This window comes from [Lactobacillus] rogosae (assembly GCA_900112995.1).
Lineage (GTDB): Bacteria > Bacillota > Clostridia > Lachnospirales > Lachnospiraceae > Lachnospira > Lachnospira rogosae.
In genome coordinates this window covers 1-1,069 of sequence record FONU01000002.1, presented here as the reverse complement: position 1 = coordinate 1,069, position 1,069 = coordinate 1, and the positions used below count along the sequence as shown (strand labels likewise).

Genomic DNA, 1,069 nt, shown 5'->3' with positions numbered 1-1,069 from the left:
TGCACCAGAGGTCAGTCCATCCCGGTCCTCTCGTACTAAGGACAGCTCCTCTCAGATATCCTGCGCCCACGCCGGATAGGGACCGAACTGTCTCACGACGTTCTGAACCCAGCTCGCGTACCGCTTTAATGGGCGAACAGCCCAACCCTTGGGACCTACTACAGCCCCAGGATGCGATGAGCCGACATCGAGGTGCCAAACCACTCCGTCGATGTGAACTCTTGGGAGTGATAAGCCTGTTATCCCCAGGGTAGCTTTTATCCGTTGAGCGATGGCAATCCCACTTTCATACCACCGGATCACTAAGTCCTACTTTCGTACCTGCTCCACCCGTCGGTGTCGCAGTCAAGCTCCCTTCTGCCTTTGCACTCTTCGAATGGTTTCCAACCATTCTGAGGGAACCTTTGAGCGCCTCCGATACCCTTTCGGAGGCGACCGCCCCAGTCAAACTCCCCACCAGACATTGTCCCCCGGCCGGGTCACGGCCGCAGGTTAGAAACCCAGTACTGCAGGGGTGGTATCCCAACATCGACTCCGTGACAACTGGCGTCATCACCTCTTAGTCTCCCACCTATCCTGTACATGCAATACCGAATCCCAGTATCAAGCTAGAGTAAAGCTCCATGGGGTCTTTCCGTCCTGGCGCAGGTAACCAGCATCTTCACTGGTATTTCAATTTCACCGGGTGCATTGTCGAGACAGTGCCCAAATCATTACGCCTTTCGTGCGGGTCGGAACTTACCCGACAAGGAATTTCGCTACCTTAGGACCGTTATAGTTACGGCCGCCGTTTACTGGGGCTTAAATTCAATGCTTCGATTGCTCTAACATCTCCTCTTAACCTTCCAGCACCGGGCAGGCGTCAGCCCATATACCTCACCTTTCGGTTTTGCATAGACCTGTGTTTTTGCTAAACAGTTGCTTGGGCCAGTTCTCTGCGGCTCACTTGCGTGAGCACCCCTTCTCCCGAAGTTACGGGGTCATTTTGCCGAGTTCCTTAACAATGCTTCTCCCGCCGGCCTTAGGATTCTCTCCTCATCCACCTGTGTCGGTTTACGGTACGGGTACG

The 1,069-nt window shown here is 54.3% G+C and carries 1 rRNA gene; it reads right to left on the bottom strand.

The window, feature by feature from the left end:
• Positions 1 to 1,069: ribosomal RNA gene (locus BM157_RS00010) — 23S ribosomal RNA — on the bottom strand; the annotation flags it as partial.